This window comes from Bordetella sp. MIP270_01_BMS (assembly GCF_054958705.1).
The window spans coordinates 4304966-4321042 of record NZ_CM143297.1 but is presented as its reverse complement, the minus strand read 5'-3'; the positions used below and the strand labels follow the sequence as shown (position 1 = coordinate 4321042).

The 16077-nt window shown below is 66.2% G+C and carries 12 protein-coding genes; 6 read left to right on the top strand and 6 right to left on the bottom strand.

Going from position 1 to position 16077, the window contains the following annotated elements:
- Nucleotides 1–47: 47 nt before the first annotated feature.
- The 3 genes from ACV17W_RS20290 to ACV17W_RS20280 form a co-directional block, all read right to left on the bottom strand.
- On the bottom strand, nt 48–659 hold the full coding sequence (locus ACV17W_RS20290; RefSeq protein ID WP_462594162.1) for a thermonuclease family protein: 612 nt from the start codon (nt 657–659) through the stop codon (nt 48–50).
- Nucleotides 660–755: 96 nt separating this feature from the next.
- Nucleotides 756–1760 (bottom strand): magnesium and cobalt transport protein CorA, encoded by a 1005-nt coding sequence (locus tag ACV17W_RS20285; protein WP_462594161.1) that lies wholly within the window; start codon nt 1758–1760, stop codon nt 756–758.
- Nucleotides 1761–1811: 51 nt separating this feature from the next.
- Nucleotides 1812–3896 (bottom strand): ATP-dependent helicase, encoded by a 2085-nt coding sequence (locus ACV17W_RS20280; protein WP_462596599.1) that lies wholly within the window; start codon nt 3894–3896, stop codon nt 1812–1814.
- A gap of 83 nt (nt 3897–3979) precedes the next feature.
- On the opposite strand from ACV17W_RS20280, the gene ACV17W_RS20275 reads away from it, so the two are divergent.
- Nucleotides 3980–4933 carry a DUF72 domain-containing protein gene (locus ACV17W_RS20275; RefSeq protein ID WP_462594159.1) on the top strand — a complete coding sequence of 318 codons (954 nt, stop codon included), beginning with the start codon at nt 3980–3982 and terminating at the stop codon, nt 4931–4933.
- 191 nt (nt 4934–5124) lie between these two features.
- On the opposite strand, the gene pdxR is transcribed toward ACV17W_RS20275, so the two are convergent.
- The gene (gene pdxR / locus ACV17W_RS20270) at nt 5125–6630 is read right to left on the bottom strand and encodes a MocR-like pyridoxine biosynthesis transcription factor PdxR (RefSeq protein WP_462594157.1); all 1506 of its coding nucleotides are present in this window, start codon (nt 6628–6630) and stop codon (nt 5125–5127) included.
- A 143-nt stretch (nt 6631–6773) separates the two neighbouring features.
- Between pdxR and ACV17W_RS20265 the strand changes: the two genes are divergently transcribed.
- The 3 genes from ACV17W_RS20265 to ACV17W_RS20255 all read left to right on the top strand — a co-directional run bounded on the left by ACV17W_RS20265 (nt 6774) and on the right by ACV17W_RS20255 (nt 10670).
- Nucleotides 6774–8039, top strand: coding sequence for a 4-aminobutyrate--2-oxoglutarate transaminase (locus ACV17W_RS20265; protein WP_462594156.1), 1266 nt, complete (start codon nt 6774–6776; stop codon nt 8037–8039).
- Between the two features lie 98 nt (nt 8040–8137).
- Nucleotides 8138–9607, top strand: a complete 1470-nt coding sequence (locus tag ACV17W_RS20260; RefSeq protein ID WP_462594155.1) for an NAD-dependent succinate-semialdehyde dehydrogenase — start codon at nt 8138–8140, stop codon at nt 9605–9607.
- Between the two features lie 214 nt (nt 9608–9821).
- Nucleotides 9822–10670, top strand: a complete 849-nt coding sequence (locus ACV17W_RS20255; RefSeq protein WP_462594154.1) for an inositol monophosphatase family protein — start codon at nt 9822–9824, stop codon at nt 10668–10670.
- A gap of 105 nt (nt 10671–10775) precedes the next feature.
- Here ACV17W_RS20255 and ACV17W_RS20250 read toward each other — a convergent pair whose 3' ends face one another.
- Together ACV17W_RS20250 and epsC are read right to left on the bottom strand one after the other, a co-directional pair.
- On the bottom strand, nt 10776–11657 hold the full coding sequence (locus tag ACV17W_RS20250) for an NAD-dependent protein deacetylase (RefSeq protein ID WP_462594153.1): 882 nt from the start codon (nt 11655–11657) through the stop codon (nt 10776–10778).
- Between the two features lie 14 nt (nt 11658–11671).
- A complete protein-coding gene (gene epsC / locus ACV17W_RS20245) occupies nt 11672–12628 on the bottom strand; it encodes a serine O-acetyltransferase EpsC (RefSeq protein ID WP_462594152.1) in 957 nt (318 codons plus the stop codon).
- 375 nt (nt 12629–13003) lie between these two features.
- Between epsC and ACV17W_RS20240 the strand changes: the two genes are divergently transcribed.
- Nucleotides 13004–13675, top strand: coding sequence for a TetR/AcrR family transcriptional regulator (locus ACV17W_RS20240; protein WP_462594151.1), 672 nt, complete (start codon nt 13004–13006; stop codon nt 13673–13675).
- A gap of 53 nt (nt 13676–13728) precedes the next feature.
- Nucleotides 13729–16077, top strand: a complete 2349-nt coding sequence (locus ACV17W_RS20235) for an acyl-CoA dehydrogenase (RefSeq protein WP_462594149.1) — start codon at nt 13729–13731, stop codon at nt 16075–16077.

Sequence of the window (16077 nt, the reverse complement as noted above, 5' to 3'; positions counted from 1 at the left end):
CCAGATTGGCCCGGGGTCGACGCCGGGCCTACGCCTTGGACCAGCGCCTAGCAGCGCTGGTTCCGCCAGCATTCGTAACGCCATTTCCAGGGTTCCATGGCCCCACCCTGCTGCCACAGGCCCCGGCGGGCTTCCCGGGCCTGCTGCTGCAGCGCGGGCAAGGCGCGATCACGCAGGTACTCGCCGCGACGGGCGGTATAGGCCCACGCAAAGCCGGCCGCCACCTGCGCCCGATTGGCGGAATTGCCATCGGGCAGCATCAGCGCGCAGAGGTCGCGTTCGTATTGGTCCTGCTCATAGCATTGAGCAGTGATCGTCTTGCCCCCCACCAGCTGCTCGAGATGCCGCCGTGCCGCGTCGGCATAAGGCTGCCCGGGCTGCTGGGCGCCATGTCCGGCCTCGGGCGCGTCGATGCTGTCGAGCCGGATGCGGTGCCGCCGGCTGCCCACCCGCAAGCTGATGGTGTCGCCGTCAGGAACCGCGATGACCTGGCCGGTAAGGGTGTAACGGCCCACCGGCACGGCATCGGCGGACTGCGGGGCCGCCTGCCCGGCCGGCCGCGACGGCGGCTGCGCAGGAGCGTCGTCGTTGCCCTGGAACCAGTGCACCAATGCGGCGGCCAAAGCCACACCCAATACGCCACCCAGCCGGCGGCCCATACGGCCAAATGAAAACTGCCTGCGCAAAACGAAGTTCCCGGAACACGAATGGCGTGCAGTGTGCCACAGCATCCCGCGCCTGGCGACGGGCACGGGCTACAGCCAGCCCGCCTTGCGGAACCGCCAATACAGCACACCGCAAGCGCCGGCGATACCGGACAACGTCACTGGGTAACCCCAGACCATCTTCAGCTCGGGCATGAATTCGAAGTTCATGCCGTAGATCCCGGCGACAGCGGTAGGCACTGCGAGAATGGCAGCCCAGGCAGCCAGCCGCCGGGTGATGTCGTTCTGCTGCGTCTGCGCGATCATCATGCTGGCTTCGAAGGCGAACGCCAGCGCTTCGCGCAGACCGTTGATCAGGTCATCGACTCGCCGAACCCGGTCGGCGACCACCGAAAAATACGGCCGCGCCTCGGGGTCGATCACGGACATCTCCATGCTGGACAGGCGGCGGCAGATCTCGGCCAGCGGCGCGATGACCGTATGGATGCGCAGCAGGTCGCGGCGCTGGCGATACAACCTGCGAATATCGGAGTCTTTGGCGCCGCGTATCAGGAGCTTCTGCTCGGCCGACTCGACCACGCTTTCCAGTTGCCCGGCGGCCGTGACGTAGTGATCCACGAGCAGGTCCAGCAACTCTGACGCAACATAATCGCTGCCCCGACGCAGCAGGTCCGGGGCAGCCTCGAGCCGCGCGCGCAGCGCCCGGTAATCGCTGGTGGCGCCCCGCCGCACCGTCAGCAAGAAGCCACGACCGATCACCAGTTGCGTTTCGCCAAACGCCGGCTTGGCGCGGCCCACTTCCACAGTGATTGCCACCACCAGTACGCAATGCCCGAAGTCGATGATCTTGGGACGGCGATGCGGCTCCAGCAGTTCTTCCACGGCCTTGGGCCGGATTCCAAGCGCGTCGGCCACATGGTGCAACAGCTCGTCGCGCGGATTATGCAGGCCTATCCATAACAAGGTGTCTTCCTGGCCCACGCTCGACCGGATGTCATCGACCGGTACGTCGCGCGCGCGCTCGCCGCGCACATACGCCACCGACGCCACGACTTCGCGTTCCTGCGGCGGCGGGCCGGTTTGATCGTGCAACATGCAGCCTCTCTGGTGTGGCGCCGCGTTCGACGGCGACCGGGGCATGATAGCTCAGGAAAACAGCTTCCGAACCCTTCGCGCGACGTCCATGCGCGGCTCGGGCTCGGCGCGAGGCTGGGCTCGCCCGAACGGCAGTTCCGGGGGCTTGGGCAGGCTGTCGAACAAAGGCAGCAACGCATCGGGTATGAACCGGGTGCGCGAGCCGTAGACATGGCGGTCTCCCATGCCCGTCTGCTGGTGCACGTAGAAACGCTGGGGCACCACCAGGTGCAGCTGCTCTTTGGCGCGCGTCATGGCCACGTACAGCAAGCGCCGCTCTTCCTCGATTTCTTCGGCGGTGCCGGTGCTCATGTCAGAGGGAATGCAACCGTCCACGACGTTGAGCACGTACACAGCCTTCCATTCCTGGCCTTTGGCGGAATGAATGGTGGACAGGATCATGTAGTCTTCGTCGCGCAGCGGCGGACCGGACTCGGCGCTGGTTGCATCAGGGGGATCCAGCGTCAGTTCGGTCAGGAACCGTTCGCGGCTGGCGTAGCCGGCCGCAATGCGCGCAAGTTGATCCAGGTCGGCCTTGCGCACGCGGGCGTCTTCGTACAGGCGCTCGAGCTGCGGCGCATACCAGCGCAGAGCCAGATCGAGGTCGCCCGGCCATTGCAGGCCCGGGGCGCGCAAGGCCGCATAAGTTTCGCAGAAGGCCTCCCAATCGGCCTTGGCCGCCGCTCCCGGCTTGAAATCATGCAGGGCCTGCATCGGCTCGGCCGCCTCGGACATCGCCTCGATGAGCCGCCCGGCAATGGCCGGGCCGATACCCGGCAGCAACTGCGCCACGCGGAACCCGGCCAGCCGCCCGCGCGGGTTCTCGGCCCAGCGCAGCACCGACAACACGTCTTTGATATGCGCCGCCTCGAGAAAGCGCAGGCCGCCGAATTTCACGTAGGGAATATTGCGCCGCGTCAGTTCCAGTTCCAGCGCCGCGCTATGGTTGGACGAGCGGAACAGCGCGGCCTGCGACTTGAGTGTCGCGCCCGCTTCGCGCTGGGCCAGCACCTGGTCGGCGATCCAGCGGGCCTGACCGGCTTCGTCACTCACCGTGACCAGCGCGGGACGGACTGAGGATACGCGGTCGGTCCAGAGGTTCTTGGTGTACCGTTCGCTCGCGAGCCCGATGACTGCGTTCGATGCATCCAGTATGGGCTGCGTCGACCGGTAATTGCGCTCGAGGGTGATGACGTGCGCGGGACTTGCAAACTGACCCGGAAAATCCAGGATATTGCGCACGGTAGCCGCGCGGAACGAGTAAATCGACTGGGCATCGTCTCCTACGACGGTCAGGCCATGCCCCTCGGGCTTCATGGCCAGCAGGATCGCGGATTGCAAGCGGTTGGTGTCCTGGTATTCGTCAACCAGCACATGATCGTAACGGTTGCCCACATCGCGCGCCAGCACCTCGTCCTGCATCATCTCTGACCAATACAGCAGCAGATCATCGTAGTCGAGCACCTGCTGGTCTTGCTTGGCCTGCACGTACGCCGCGAACAAGCGCTTGAGTTCGGCCTCCCATTGCGCGCACCAGGGAAAGGCCTGCTTGAGCACATCGGCCACCGGCGCCTGGCTATTGATCACCCGCGAATAGATGGACAGGCAGGTGCCCTTGAGCGGAAAGCGTTCCGCGGTGGCGGACAGCCCCAGTTCGTGCCGCACCATGCCCATCAGGTCTTCGGCGTCGCCCCGGTCATGGATGGTGAAGCTCTCTGACAGGCCGATGCGCCCCGCGCAATCACGCAACAGTCGCGCGCCGATGCTGTGGAACGTGCCGGCCCATGGCAGGCTGGGCGCCTGTTGGGCCGGATGGAGCTTCATGACCCGCCGCAACACCATGCCTACGCGGCGTTCCATTTCCTGGGCGGCGCGGCGTGAAAACGTCAGCAGCAGCATGCGTTGCGGATCGGCGCCGCGGAGGATGAGGTGCGCTACCCGGTGGGCCAGCGTGCTGGTCTTGCCCGACCCCGCCCCGGCAATCACGAGCAGGGCCGGCGCGTCGGGCTGGCCTGCGCCAAACTCGACCGCCGCCCGCTGGGCCGGGTTCAGGTCGGACAGGTAGTGGTCGGCGGTATCGGAGGACGTGGTGGGCATGGCAAGCAGAAGTCGCAATACTGTATATTCATACAGACTATAACGGAACTGCACGGCTGCTGCCGGCCGCCGCGCCAGCTCACATGCCCATCCTCACCGGCACCGCCTCCTGGACCGACCCCACGCTGCTGGCATGCGGCCGCTTCTACCCACCGCATGCCAGCACGCCTGAAAAAAGGCTGCGCCACTATGCGCGCCAGTTTCCGATGGCGGAGGTCGATTCCACCTATTACGCCATGCCCGGCGCGCACACCGCGCACCTCTGGGCCAGTCGCACGCCGCCCGGATTCGTCTTCAACGTCAAGGCATTTCGGCTGTTCACGGGCCACCACACCCCGCTTGGCGCCCTGCCCGCCGATATTCGACGCGAACTCGGCCACGGGCCCGACGGGTACGCTGCAACACTCGCCGGCGCCACTCGCCCAGGCGCGCAGGCCGGGCTCTTCTACAACCAGATGCCTGACGACCTGCGGGAAGAACTGTGGCGGCGCTTCCTGATAGCGCTGGAACCCTTGCGCATCTCGGGAAAACTGGGAGCGGTGCAGTTCCAGTTCGCGCCCTGGGTACACGCCAACGCGCGAGGACGCAGCCTGGTCATGGCGTGCGCGCGCCACATGGAAGAACATCTGATGGCCGCCGAATTCCGGCATCGCAGCTGGTTCGACACTTCTGCGCGCACCTTGGCCACGCTGGCGTTCCAGCGCGACCTGGGCGTCGTGCACACCATCGTGGACGCTCCGCAGGGCATCGACAACACCGTGCCGGCGGTGTGGCAAAGCACCCATCCCGACTTGGCCATCCTGCGTATGCACGGCCGCAACGCCGCCGCCTGGAACACGCCGTCCGGCGCATCGTCGGGACGGTTCCAGTACGAATACACACCCGCCGAGCTGGCCGACATCGCCGAGCGGCTCAGGCGGGTCGCCGAACGCGTACGCAACGCCCACGCCGTCCTGAATACGAACTACCAGGACCAGGGTATGCGTAACGCCGCGGGCCTGGCCGCCGCGCTGGGGCGGGCCCCTGCACCTGCCTGAACAGGCTTGAACAGCCTGCTCGGCGCGGGACCGGGCCGGGATTTCGGGCGAGGCGGGTATGGGTGGGGATGCGTGCGCGGCGGGATGAGCCGGAGTCGCGCGCGACTCCGTTTAACCGAGGTGCCCGCCAAGCGGGCCGGCATGGGTCTGCGCGCCCCTGCGGCCGGCCGCGAGCCGCTGGCGACCGGCGGCTATGCGTGTATCGCGCCCGCGCGCCTTCGCGCCACAGCGGCCAGGCTGTCCAGCACGACTTCGAATTTACGAGCGATGTCGTGCTCCGGCACGCACGCGTAGCCCAAAAGCAAACCGGGGCGGCTGTCGGTTCCCACGGCGAAGTAGCGCGACAGGGGCCGTGTCAGCACGCCGCGGGTACGAGCCTCTTCGACGACCCGGGTATCGTCCATGCCCGCCGGCAATTTCACAACCAGGTGCAGGCCGGCGTCGCTCGAATCGCGGTCGAGCCAGTCGGGTCCGAGACGCCGCTCGATCAAGTTGACCAGCATGGCGCGGCGCCGCGCATACAGCATGCGCATGCGCCGGATGTGGGCTGCGTAATGCCCTTCGGAAATGAAGGTGGCCAGCGCCGCGTGCGTCATCAAGTGGCCTTCACGGTACAACTCGGCGTGCGCCGCCTGGAAGGCGCGCGTGAGGGACTTGGGCAGAACCAGGTAGCCGACCCGCAATCCGGGATACAGAGTCTTGCTGAACGTACCCAGGTAGATCACCGGCGCATCCGGCTCCAGCCCTTGCAGCGACGCAATCGGCCTCCCCGAGAACCGGAATTCGCTGTCGTAGTCATCTTCGATGATCCAGCTGCCCCAATTGCGGGCCATGGCCAGCAGCTGCCGGCGTCGGGCCAGCGACATCACCGAACCCAGGGGATACTGGTGCGACGGCGTGACGAATACAAAGCGCGGCGCAGGCCCTTCGGGTTGCGCGGGCAGCTGCATGCCCTCGGCGTCGACGGGCTGGTGCACGATACGGATGCCATTGGCCGCCAGCACCGTGCGCGCGCCCCAGTACCCCGGATTCTCGACCCACGCCACGTCGCCCACGTCGCCCAGGATGCGGGTAGCCAGATCAATCGCCTGATGTGATCCTTCGACGATGATGATCTGGTCGGGCTCGCAATCGATCGATCTGGTCACCGCCAGATGCTGGGCCAGCGCCTCTCGCAATACCGGCAGGCCGCCCCCGTAGGAATAGCTGAGCATGGCCGGCGCCGGTTTGCGCCACAGCGCATTGAGTATGCGCCCGAACTTCTGGTGCGGAAACTCGGTGACGTCGGGCACCCCCGGCATGAACGCGCCCCACTGGTGCGGTGAGGCAGAGGCCTCATCGACAATCTGTGCGCCGCGCGCCGACAGGGCCGCGCGCGGCAGCGAAGCCGGTGCATGACGCCGGCTGCGCCCGCTGGCCAGGTACGTGTCGGGCACCGAGTCGGTGACGAACGTGCCGTTGCCCTGGCGGCTGTAGGTATAGCCTTCGGCCAGCAATTGCCCGTACACGTGCACGACCGTATTGCGCGCAATGCCTAGTTCGGCCGCCAGATCGCGCGATGCGGGCAGCCGAGTGCCGGCCGGGATGCTGCCATCGAGTATGGCTTCGCGGATGCCGCGGTACAGCCGCTTGTTCATCGGGCCGTCGGATGGCTCGCCCAGCCGAAGTTGCAACAGGTCGCCCGCCAGGGTACGCAATTGGTTCTACCTGATTTGCCAGAGTGGTTCTTTGTAATGGAGCCATCTTAGCGTTAAATAGAAGTCTGGCAGGCGCTGCGTCACGGCGCCCCGCTCTTCCTGCCGCGCCGCGGCACCCATGTCTGTTTGCCATCGAGGCTGAAATGCAAAACCGAGATCTGAACACCCGTCGTTCGCTGGCTACGCCCCGTGGCGTGGGCGTCATGTGCGACATGTATGCCGTGCGCGCGGAAAACGCCACGCTGTGGGACAGCACCGGCAAGGAATACATCGATTTCGCCGGCGGCATCGCCGTGCTCAACACCGGCCACCGTCATCCGAAGGTGAAGGCTGCCGTGGCCGAACAGCTGGAAGCGTTCACGCACACCGCCTACCAGATCGTTCCGTACGAAAGCTATGTCGCGCTGGCCGAGCGCATCAACACCCTGGCCCCGATCGACGGCCTGAAGAAAACCGCATTCTTCACCACGGGCGTCGAGGCAGTGGAAAACGCCGTGAAAATCGCGCGCGCCTACACCGGCCGCTCGGGCGTGGTCGCCTTTACCGGGTCGTTCCATGGGCGCACCATGCTCGGCATGGCGCTGACCGGCAAGGTCGCTCCCTACAAGCTCGCCTTCGGCCCCATGCCGGGCGACATCTATCACGTGCCGTTCCCCAATGGCACGCAGGACATCAGCGTGGCCGATTCGCTCAAGGCGCTCGACCTGCTGTTCAAGTCCGATATTGATCCGCGCCGCGTGGCCGCCATCATCATCGAGCCTGTGCAGGGCGAAGGCGGGTTCAACATCACACCGCCCGAACTGATGACGGCCCTGCGCAAGGTATGCGACGAGCACGGCATCATGCTGATAGCCGACGAAGTCCAGACCGGCTTCGCCCGTACCGGCAAATTGTTCGGCATGCAGCATCACGAGGTGCAGGCCGACCTGATCACCATGGCCAAGAGCCTGGGCGGTGGCTTCCCCATTTCGGGCGTGGTGGGCCGTGCCGAAGTCATGGACGGACCGGCCCCCGGTGGGCTGGGCGGCACCTACGCCGGCAACCCGCTCGCCGTCGCCGCGGCGCATGCGGTGCTGGATGTGATTGAAGAAGAACAGTTGTGCGCCCGCGCCGCCGAACTGGGCCAGCGCCTGCAGGACCACCTGAACAGCCTGCGTCCGCGTTGCGCGGCCATTGCCGATGTGCGCGGCCTCGGTTCGATGGTGGCCCTGGAATTGCGTGATCCCGCCACGGGCGAACCGGACGCGGCGGCGGTCAAGCGTGTGCAGGACAAGGCGCTTGAGCGCGGTCTTATTTTGCTAAGCTGCGGTGTATACGGGAACGTGCTTCGCTTCCTGTACCCCCTGACCATTCCGGACGCCCAGTTCGGCCAGGCGCTGGATATCATTGCCGACATCCTGACCGCCTGAGCTGCGTCTGCGGCGAGTTTTCCCGGCCGCGTGTGCGCATTCCTGGCGCGCACGCGGCCGGTTGGCCTTTACGCGCATTCATCCTTCAAGGAGTCTCCATGTCGCAATTGCCTCAATCTCTCAAGCGCGCCGAACTGCTGCGCGACGCCTGCTACATCGATGGAAAATGGGTCGGCGCCGGCGGCGGTGCCACGATCCCGGTCGACAATCCCTCTACCGGCAAGACCATCGTATCGGTGCCCAAGCTGGGCCGCAAAGAAACCGAGCAGGCCATCGCCAGCGCCGCGGCGGCGCTGCCAGCCTGGGCAGCCAAGACCGGCAAGGAAAGGGCCGCCATCCTGCTCAAGTGGGCGCAGCTGATGATGGCCAATCAGCAAGACCTAGCCACCATCATGACGTCGGAACAAGGCAAGCCGGTGACGGAAGCGGCCGGTGAAATCGCCTATGCCGCCTCGTTCCTGGAATGGTTTGCCGAAGAAGCCAAGCGCATCGACGGCGATATTCTGCAAAGCCCCAAGGCAGGCCAACGCCTGATGGTGCTGAAGCAGCCCATCGGCGTGACGGCGGCCATTACGCCGTGGAACTTCCCCGCGGCCATGATCACCCGCAAGGTGGGTCCCGCGTTGGCGGCCGGTTGCACAATGGTGGTCAAGCCCGCTCAACAGACGCCGCTGACTGCGCTCGCCCTGGCCGTACTGGCCGAAGAAGCGGGCGTGCCCGCAGGCGTTTTCCACGTCATTACCGGAAGCTCGCGCGACATCGGCGCGGCGCTGTGCGAAAGCGATGAAGTGCGCAAACTGAGTTTCACCGGCTCGACCGAAGTCGGCCGCACGCTCATGGAACAATGCGCCCCCACGATCAAGAAGCTGTCGCTCGAACTGGGCGGCAATGCGCCCTTCCTCGTGTTCGATGACGCCGACCTCGATCGCGCCGTCGATGGCATTCTCGCTTCGAAGTATCGCAATGCCGGCCAGACCTGCGTCTGCGCAAACCGCATCTACATTCAGTCGGGCGTGTATGAAGAAGTGGTCAAGCGCCTGACCGCCAAGGTCGAGGCCATGAAGGTGGGCGACGGTTTTGCCGAAGGCGTGACCCAGGGGCCGCTGATCGACAGCAACGCCGTCGCCAAGGTGCAAGAGCACATCGCCGACGCCGTCGAACAGGGCGCCAAGGTCGTCACGGGCGGCAAGACGCACGCGCTGGGCGGCACCTTCTTCGAACCCACGATCGTGCGCGATGTCACGCCGTCGATGCGTTTCGCCATTGAGGAAACCTTCGGCCCCGTGGCGCCGCTGTTCAAATTCGAGACCGAAGAAGAAGTGCTCAAGCAGGCCAACAACACCATCTTCGGCCTGGCGGCGTATTTCTATACGCGCGATTATGCGCGCCTGTGGCGCGTGTCCGAAGCGCTGGAATACGGCATTGTCGGCATCAATACCGGCATCATCTCGAACGAAGTGGGACCATTCGGCGGCGTGAAGCAATCGGGCCTTGGGCGCGAAGGCTCCAAGTACGGCATAGAGGAATATCTCGAGCTCAAGTACCTGTGTGTCGACCTGGGCGAATAAGCCCGCGTCACCGGGCATGGCATCAGGCGTCTGGCACGCGCCCGCCGCTCTGAGCCATGCAGGCCCGACAACACTGAGCGATGCCCGGCGTCACCATCGAAGCCGGGCACCGGCCTCGCCCACGAGGCTGTCCCGCAAGGCGCATTTGTGGCGCACCATCGCCTCGACGCCATTCAATCATGCTAGATTTGCGACTCTTTCTACCGAGTCCGGCATGAGCAAATCGTTTACCCGCGAAGATACCCGTCGCATTGCGGCCATCCTGGCCGAGGCGGCCCAGGCCGAAGTCATGCCGCGCTTCCGGCGCCTGCCGGCCGAAGCCATCCATGCAAAGAGCTCTCCGCGGGATCTGGTCACCGACGCCGACGAGGCCGCCGAGCGCTTCATCGCGACGCGCCTGGCGAGGCTGCATCCGGGCGCCGTCATGGTGGGCGAAGAAGCCGCCGCGCGCAATCCGGCGCTGCTCAACATGCTGGTCGATGCCGACCTGGCCTTCCTGATCGACCCGATCGACGGCACCCGCAACTTCGTCGCCGGGTTGCCGCTGTTCGGCATGATGGTGGCGGTATGCCATCGCGGCGATGTGCTTGCCGGCGTCATCTACGACCCGGTGGCGCACGACTGGGCCATGGCCGTGCGGGGCGACGGCGCCTGGTCCGAGGCGGCCGATGGAACGCAAACGCCCCTGAAGGTCGCCGCGCCTGCCCCGCCCCAAGACATGGACGGCATGGTGGCCACGGGCTTCCTGCCCGAGCCCTTGCGCGGCACCGTCAACGGCAACCTCGCCGCGCTGGCGTCGACCGCATCACTGCGATGCGCGGCGCACGAATATCGGCTGGCCGCCAGCGGGCACTGCCACGTCATGCTCTACAACAGGCTCGAACCCTGGGACCACGCCGCGGGCTGGTTGCTGCACCGCGAAGCCGGGGGCTTCTCGGCGCATTTCGACGCCAGCCCCTACAAGCCCACGCATCGCACAGGGGGGCTGTTGTACGCGCCCGATGTCGGCAGCTGGCATGCAGCGCGCCGGGCGCTGCTGGGCGACGACTTCCCCGCCATGTAGGTCCGCCCCTACCGCGGGTTATCCCCAATTTCTGTGGACAACCCTATGGACAGCTTGGGGCCATCCCGAAAAAAACCAATGCTGGCAAGCACTTGCTTATTGCGGTCACGATGCGCGGCTCAGGGGTCCGTACAGGGCATCGAGCGCCTCGGCGCACGGCCGCACGACTTTCAATTCGAACAAATGGTCGGCTCGGGTGCGGCCGAGGTTCAAGGCAGCGATGGGCAGGCCGGCCTCGGCGGCCGCCCGCACATAGCGGTAGCCCGAATGCACCATCAATGAAGAACCCACCACCAGCATGGCATCGGCTCGCGCCAGCGACTGGCGTGCCCGCACGCCGCGCTCCGCGGGAATGCTTTCTCCGAAGAACACCACGTCGGGCTTGACGATACCGCCGCACCGCGGGCAGGCAGGCACGTTGAAGCGGGTAAAGTCCACGCCTTCGAGATCGGCGTCGCCGTCTGGCGCGTCGGCGGCGTCGAGCGCGGCCCAATCCGGATTGCGCGCATCGAGCTCGTGCTGCCAGGCTTGGCGCGTGCCGCGCCAGTCGCAACGCATGCAGCGCACCTCATCGAGTCGGCCATGCAGGTCCAGCACGTTGCGGCTGCCGGCGGCCTGGTGCAGGCCGTCGACGTTCTGCGTCAGAAGCAATTCGATGCGGCCTTCGTGTTCCAGCCGCGCCAGCGCCAGGTGTGCGGCGTTGGGGCGCACATTGCCGAAACGCCGCCAGCCTATGGTGCTGCGTGCCCAGTAACGCGCCCGCACCAGCGCGTGGCCCATGAAATCTGGGTATTCAATAGGCGCGCTGCGGGCCCACTGGCCGTCGGCGTCGCGGTAAGCCGGAATGCCCGACCCGGTGCTGCATCCCGCGCCGGTCAGTACGAACAGATGCTGGTGGCGCCCGATGAAATCGCCCAGCGCACGCAGGTCGGCCGCCTGCTCCGCCGGGCTACCGGCGGCGGCCGCGCCGCCAGGGCCTGCGTCCATGCGCTGCCCGCCTTTCAAGCGCCGCCCAGGCCGCAATCCGGCGTGTCGCTGACCAGGCTCGCCTGCGTTACGTTGCTGCCTGGCGGGACGCTGCGCGTCAGCCAGACATTGCCGCCTATGGTGCTGCCGCGGCCGATGGTGACGCGCCCCAATATGGTGGCGCCGGCGTAGATCACGACGTCGTCTTCGATGATGGGGTGGCGGGGCAAGCCTTTTTTCAGTTCGCCATTCTCGCCCGGCGGGAAACGCTTCGCGCCCAGCGTCACCATCTGGTACAGCCGCACCCGATCACCAATGATGGCCGTTTCACCGATCACCACGCCCGTTCCGTGATCGATAAAGAAACTCTTGCCTATTGTGGCGCCCGGATGAATGTCGATACCCGTATCGGCGTGAGCGATCTCGGCCACGATGCGAGCCAGCATGGGCACCCCCAGCTTGTACAGCACACTGGCCAGGCGGTGGTGGATCATCGCGAGGACGCCGGGGTAGCAAAGCAGCACCTCGTCGACGCTATGCGCGGCCGGATCGCCCTGGTAGGCAGCCGTCACGTCGAGGTCGAGCGCGCGGCGCACCTGCGGCAGCGCCGCGCCGAATTCGCGCACGATCTGTATGCCGCGCGCGCGCAGGCTGGCGTCGGATTCCCGTTCGCTGCCGTTGCGGCCCATGTGGTGCAATTCCAGGCACACCTGGTGCAGCAGCGCATCGAGCGCGGCTCCTATGGTGTGTCCGACGTAGAAATCCTCGACCTCTTCACGCAGATCGATGGGACCCAGCCGCATCGGAAACAAGGCTCCGTACAGTTGCCGCACGATCACCCGCAGGCTTTCCTGTGACGGGAATTCGCGCTCGCCGGCGTCTTCACGCAGCCGACCGCGCGGCCCGCGCCAATCGACGCGCGCGGCCTTCAGGCCCGACACGATCGAATCCAGATTCCAGTGAGCCGGCGGCGAATGGGACGAATCATTCATGACAGCTCCTTCCCGGCCGCGGCGGCCATTATGTGGTCGTACATACCAAGCAACCCCTGCAAATAAACATCACCGCGTTCCGCTGCGGCGCAATAGCCGTTAACTGTAACCCGCCGGGCAAGGCGGGGGCCGGCGCGACCCGGCTCGCATTGGGGTTATGCATCGGCCGGCCAGCGCCGCGCCGCCTGGCCATCGACGGCGACGGCGCCGAAGGCGTTCGGCAGCGGCGGTGGGAGGCGCGCGCCGCGCAGTCGGCCCCGGCCGGCCGGGGGGCCACACCCGAGCAGGCTCGCAATAGCCGCTAAGGGTTATTGCCGACGCCCCGAAGTCGATGCGCGGCCTATAATCTTTTTCAAACGAACGTTTGAATTAACCATGAACGAAATCCGCTCCAGTTCCACGCGTGACACCATCCTGGACACGGCCGAGGCGCTCTTCGCCCGCCAGGGCCACGATGGCACCTCCATGCGGCAGATCACCGGCGAAGCCGGGGTGAACCTCGCCGCGGTGAATTACCACTTCGGTTCAAAAGAAGCGCTGGTGCAGGCCGTGCTGAAGCGCCGCCTGGAAGTCCTGAACCGCGAGCGGCTGCGCCTGCTCGACCAGCTGGAAGCGCAGGCCGGGGGCGAACCATTGAAACCATCACAGATCGTCGATGCCTTCTTCGGCACGGTGCTGCGGCTCGCCGCCAGCCCGGATCACGCCGGCAAGAATTTCCTGCGCCTGCTGGAGCGCACCATGACCGACCCCACCGGCTTCATCCGGGCCCTGGTGGCCGAGGAATACGCCGAAGTCATGGAAAGGTATCAGGCCGCGCTGTTCCGCGCCCTGCCCGACGTGCCTCGCGAAGAGATCATCTGGCGCTTTCAATTCATGCTGGGCGCCACCTCGTACGCCATCGCGGGCACCGGCGTGCTGCGACTGAGCATCGGGTGGAGCCTCGGTGATGACGATGACACGCACGACGCCGAACGGCTGCTGCCCCGCCTGATGAGCTTCCTGCTCGGCGGCCTGCGCGCACCACTGCCCAAACACGCCGGAACCTGACCCTCGCTCGCCCGCCCACGACCCAGCCAACCCGTCTCAGGAGATTCCGCGCCATGTACGCCCTACTGCTTGCTGCGGCCATTGTGGCAATTCTTGCCGGGCTGGTCCTGGGCCTTCGGCCATTGCGGCAGGCGCTGCTGACCCGGCCGCTGTTCAACGCGTATCGCAAGGTGCTGCCGCAGATGTCCGACACCGAACGCGACGCGCTGCAGGCAGGCACCGTATGGTGGGAAGGCGAGCTGTTCCGGGGGCGCCCCGATTGGTCGAAGTTGCTGGCGCTGCCCCGGCCGCGGCTCACCGAATCGGAACAGCGTTTCCTGGACGAACAGGTCGAAGAAGCCTGCCGCATGGTCGATGATTGGGACATCACGCACAAGCGCTACGACCTTACCGAGCAGACCTGGGCCTACCTGAAACGCAACGGCTTCCTGGGCATGATCATCCCGCGCGAGTATGGCGGCCTGGGCTTCTCGGCCTATGCGCACTCGCAGATCGTCACCCGCCTGTCGACGCGCTCGTCGGCGCTGGCAGTGTCGGTCATGGTGCCCAACTCGCTGGGGCCTGCAGAGTTGCTGCTGCACTACGGCACCGACGCTCAGAAAAGCCACTACCTGCCACGCCTGGCGCGCGGTGACGAGGTGCCGGCCTTCGCGCTCACCAGTCCGTGGGCAGGCTCCGACGCCGCCGCAATTCCCGATCACGGCACCGTATGCAAAGGCCTGTGGCAGGGCAAGGAAGTGCTGGGCATGCGCGTCACCTGGGACAAACGCTACATCACCCTGGCGCCCGTCTGCACGCTGCTGGGCCTGGCGTTCCGGCTGTACGACCCGGAAAGGCTGCTGGGCGGGCCGGTGGACGTGGGCATCACCTGTGCCCTGGTTCCGCACGACCACCCCGGCGTCGAAACCGGCCGCCGCCACTTTCCCTTGAACGCCATGTTCATGAATGGGCCCACGCGGGGCACCGACGTTTTCATGCCGCTGGACTTCATCATCGGCGGGCCCGCGATGGCAGGCCAGGGCTGGCGCATGCTGATGGAATGCCTGGCAGCCGGCCGGTCGATTTCGCTGCCCGCATCCAACACCGGCATGGCCCAGCTCACGGCCCGCGCCGTGGGCGCGTACGCGCGCGTGCGCAGCCAGTTCCGCACGCCCGTCGGCCGATTCGAAGGCGTTGAAGAAGCCTTGGCGCGCATCGGCGCGCACACCTACCTGATGGATGCCGCGCGCGTGATGACCGCGGGCGCGGTCGACCTGGGCGAGAGGCCCTCGGTGGTCTCGGCCATCGTGAAGTATCACGTCACCGAACGCGCGCGCCAGGTCGTCAACGACGGCATGGACGTCATCGGCGGCAAAGGCATCTGCCTGGGTCCTTCGAACTTCCTCGGACGCGCCTATCAGCAAGTGCCCGTGGGCATAACGGTAGAGGGCGCCAACATCCTGACGCGCAGCCTGATCATTTTTGGGCAGGGTGCCATCCGGTGCCACCCTTATGTGCTGGCGGAAATGCAGGCCGCCGCAGATGCCGACGCCCAGCGCGGGTTGCGGGATTTCGACCGCGCCTTCTGGGGTCACGTGGCCTATGTGGCCGGCAACGCATTGCGCGCCGTCGGCCATGGCCTGACCGGCGCGCGCGCGGCACGTGCGCCTGCGGGAACGGCGCGGGAAATGCAGCCCTACTATCGCCACATCTCACGCTATGCCAGCGCCTATGCATTGCTGGCCGACACGTCGATGGCCCTGCTGGGTGGCAGCCTGAAACGCCGCGAACGCCTGTCCGCGCGCCTGGGGGACATTCTTTCGCAGATGTACCTGGCGTGCGCCGTCCTGAAGCGATACGAAGACGACGGACGCCCCGCCGAAGACGCCGCCCTCGCGCACTGGGCACTGCAGGATGCCCTGCAGCGCGTACAAGATGCTTTCAATGGGGTGCTGGACAACATGCCATCACATTGGGTAGGCTCAGTGTTACGCCATTTGCTCTTTCCCTGGGGGCCGCCGCAACATGCACCCACCGATCTGCTTGGCCAACGCGTCGCCCGGTTGCTCACTGAACCCGGCGCCCCGCGTGATCGCCTCACCGCCAGTTGCCATATCCCGACAACGGCCGACGAACCTGTTGGCGCGCTCGAGCAAGCGCTGGCGGCCACCATCGCGGCCGCACCGGCCGATGCGCGCCTGCGTGCTTACGAAAAAACCGGCGCACTCTCCGGCAACCCTCAAGCCAACGTGCGTGACCTTGCCGATGCAGCCTACGCCGCTGGCGGGATCGATCGCCACGATTACGAACTTCTCAAGCATCGCGACGCATTGCGGGATCAAGTCATACGCGTCGACGATTTCCCATTCGACTTCGGCATGACCGGCGCCAGGCAGCCGGGTGCTCAGCGCGAAGCCGCCTAG

Coding starts and splice junctions, on each gene's coding strand:
- ACV17W_RS20285 (WP_462594161.1), bottom strand. CDS start 1,760: ATGTTGCACGATCAAACCGGCCCGCCGCCGCAGGAACGCGAAGTCGTG.
- ACV17W_RS20290 (WP_462594162.1), bottom strand. CDS start 659: ATGGGCCGCCGGCTGGGTGGCGTATTGGGTGTGGCTTTGGCCGCCGCA.
- ACV17W_RS20280 (WP_462596599.1), bottom strand. CDS start 3,896: ATGCCCACCACGTCCTCCGATACCGCCGACCACTACCTGTCCGACCTG.
- ACV17W_RS20275 (WP_462594159.1), top strand. CDS start 3,980: ATGCCCATCCTCACCGGCACCGCCTCCTGGACCGACCCCACGCTGCTG.
- epsC (WP_462594152.1), bottom strand. CDS start 12,628: ATGAATGATTCGTCCCATTCGCCGCCGGCTCACTGGAATCTGGATTCG.
- ACV17W_RS20265 (WP_462594156.1), top strand. CDS start 6,774: ATGCAAAACCGAGATCTGAACACCCGTCGTTCGCTGGCTACGCCCCGT.
- ACV17W_RS20235 (WP_462594149.1), top strand. CDS start 13,729: ATGTACGCCCTACTGCTTGCTGCGGCCATTGTGGCAATTCTTGCCGGG.
- ACV17W_RS20240 (WP_462594151.1), top strand. CDS start 13,004: ATGAACGAAATCCGCTCCAGTTCCACGCGTGACACCATCCTGGACACG.
- ACV17W_RS20250 (WP_462594153.1), bottom strand. CDS start 11,657: ATGGACGCAGGCCCTGGCGGCGCGGCCGCCGCCGGTAGCCCGGCGGAG.
- ACV17W_RS20255 (WP_462594154.1), top strand. CDS start 9,822: ATGAGCAAATCGTTTACCCGCGAAGATACCCGTCGCATTGCGGCCATC.
- ACV17W_RS20260 (WP_462594155.1), top strand. CDS start 8,138: ATGTCGCAATTGCCTCAATCTCTCAAGCGCGCCGAACTGCTGCGCGAC.